The 2,042-nt window shown below is 60.4% G+C and carries 4 protein-coding genes; all 4 read right to left on the bottom strand.

All coding sequences use genetic code 11. The features are described from left to right. Positions 1-39: 39 nt before the first annotated feature. The gene (locus APH36_RS29535) at positions 40-264 is read right to left on the bottom strand and encodes a DUF2798 domain-containing protein (protein WP_003465037.1); all 225 of its coding nucleotides are present in this window, start codon (positions 262-264) and stop codon (positions 40-42) included. 54 nt (positions 265-318) lie between these two features. Next, complete coding sequence (locus APH36_RS29530; RefSeq protein ID WP_003465039.1) at positions 319-1,020, bottom strand: cysteine hydrolase family protein; 702 nt, start codon at positions 1,018-1,020, stop codon at positions 319-321. A gap of 90 nt (positions 1,021-1,110) precedes the next feature. Next, complete coding sequence (locus APH36_RS29525; protein ID WP_003465041.1) at positions 1,111-1,701, bottom strand: TetR/AcrR family transcriptional regulator; 591 nt, start codon at positions 1,699-1,701, stop codon at positions 1,111-1,113. Between the two features lie 81 nt (positions 1,702-1,782). Continuing rightward, a partial coding sequence (locus APH36_RS29520; protein ID WP_139139780.1) for an FCD domain-containing protein occupies positions 1,783-2,042 on the bottom strand: 260 nt, incomplete at its 5' end.

Genomic DNA, 2,042 nt, shown 5'->3' with positions numbered 1-2,042 from the left:
CGCGATGGCGGTGTGTTGGGTGAGTCATAGCCAAGTCATTCAGCCCACCGTCATCCGCCTCACCACGCGCCGAATCATCGGCGCCGCCAGCACCACCACCGGCAACATCGATACCCACGACAGCGCCCACGCGTTCAACCAGCGGCCGGCAAAGGCCAGGTCGAGCGCATGGGGTGTGGTGGCGATGGCGGCCGCGACCGCGCAGGTCAGGCCGGATTGAACGACGCCGAAAACGAAATGCTCATAACGGGCGGGGATTTTCATCGGGGGTTCTCGAGAAAGAGCGGGGGGGCGCGATGCCCGGCCGCTCGGGCACGATCAAGCCGGTTGCAGTTGCGCGATAGTCTCTTCGGTGGTCCACAGCCCGTGGGCGAGGAAGCGGTAATTGATGATGGCCGCCAGGTAGCCGTCGCCATCCGGCAGGCGCGGGCCGGCGGTGGCGTCGCGTACCACGACTATTTCAAAGCCCTGTTCGAGCAGTTCGCGCAGGTGTGATTCCACGCAAAGGTTGGCCGCCATGCCGGCGAGGATGATCTGCGACACGCCTTTCTTGCGCAATTGCAGCGCCAGGTCGTTGGTTTCCGGGCCGTAGACCTTGTGCGGCGAGGCGATGATGGTCTCGCCGTCGAGAATGTACGGCTTGTAGATCTCGAGGAAATCGGCGCCGGAGCCTTCGAAGTTTTCCAGGGTGTTCGGTCCCTTGCGATCGAACATGCAGATGCTGTGCATGACCTTTTCCAGCGGACCGCCAAAATGCCAGTCGTGGTCGTGCGGGTAGTAATAGTGTGGCGACACGGCCACGGGCAGGTCGTGAGCCTTGAAGGCCTTGAACAGTTTTTCCAGGTTTTCGACGGTGTTGTTCTCGACGATGCTCTCACCGAACACCGCCCAACTGGCGCCGGCAGGGCTGAGGAAGTCGTTCTGTGGGTCGATGACCACCAGGGCGGCTTTGCTCAGGTCGAGCTTGAAACCAGTGGCAGGCAGTGCGGGTTCGGCGGGGTCGGCGTACAGATGGCTCATGACGATTTACCTCTTGGGTGCTTGCGTGGATGAGACGTGAATGTTGCTTTATATAAATGACCAGTCGTCTTATTAATGAGGAAAAAAAACTCACTCCAATAGCCGAGGCAAGACCATCGATACGAAACGCTGCAGAGGTGCACCGTCGCGCAGGACCTTGCCGCGCATGACCGCACCTTCCCAGCCTTCGACGATGACACTGGCCAGCGCTTCGGCGTCGTGAGTTTCAGAGAGTTCGCGGCGCTGCTGCGCTTCACGCAGGCAGCTCGCGAGCAAACCTTCCCAGCGCGCCAGCACATCGGCCAGACGCTTGCGGGTTTGTTCGCTGCCATTGGACATTTCCAGGGACAGGTTGCCAATCAGGCAACCCAGGCTGTATTCATGCTCGCCGTGCTCGAGCACCAGGGCCTGGAAGAACTGGCCGATGCGCTCCAGCGGCTTGACCCGGGCGTCGTAGAAGATCGGCCCGTGGCGGGTTTCGATCGAGGTCCAGTATTCCTCGAGGATCTCTGCCGCGAAGTCTTCCTTGCTGGCGAAGTAGTTGTAGAAAGAGCCCTTGGGAATCTCGGCAGCGGCGGTGATGTCCTGGACGCCGCAGCCGTTGAAGCCACGGTTGTGAACCACCTGGCGGCCAATCGACAGCAAACGGGATCTGACTTCGAGGTTGACCGGGCGAGCCATGACAGAGACATCCAGTGATGAGAAAGTTTTAATAAACTAACTGGTCATCTATGTTTCGTCAACAGTCGAATTGACTGCCAATCAGTCCGCCTGCGCCATCTCGATGTACTCGAGCATCTTCTCGTTGCCATCGAGAATGTCACGGCAGATGGCCGCCCGTGCCGCCGCGCCATCGCGGCGCTTGAGTGCGTCGAGCACTTCCCAGTGATGGTCGATGGCCATGCGCTCGTTGAAGTTGCCATAGGCACGGGCGATCAGTGGGCCGGTGCGCATCCACAGGCTATCGAGCAAACCCGCCAGCACCGGCATGCGCGCGATGGTGGTCAGCGCGTAGTGAAATT

It is taken from the genome of Pseudomonas sp. NBRC 111133 (assembly GCF_001320605.1).
Taxonomy (GTDB): Bacteria; Pseudomonadota; Gammaproteobacteria; order Pseudomonadales; family Pseudomonadaceae; genus Aquipseudomonas; species Aquipseudomonas monteilii.
This window is presented reverse-complemented; position numbering and strand designations above follow the sequence as displayed.

Bases quoted from the DNA above. Each gene is read 5' to 3' on its own strand.
- APH36_RS29535 (WP_003465037.1), bottom strand. From the start codon at position 264: ATGAAAATCCCCGCCCGTTATGAGCATTTCGTTTTCGGCGTCGTTCAA.
- APH36_RS29525 (WP_003465041.1), bottom strand. From the start codon at position 1,701: ATGGCTCGCCCGGTCAACCTCGAAGTCAGATCCCGTTTGCTGTCGATT.
- APH36_RS29530 (WP_003465039.1), bottom strand. From the start codon at position 1,020: ATGAGCCATCTGTACGCCGACCCCGCCGAACCCGCACTGCCTGCCACT.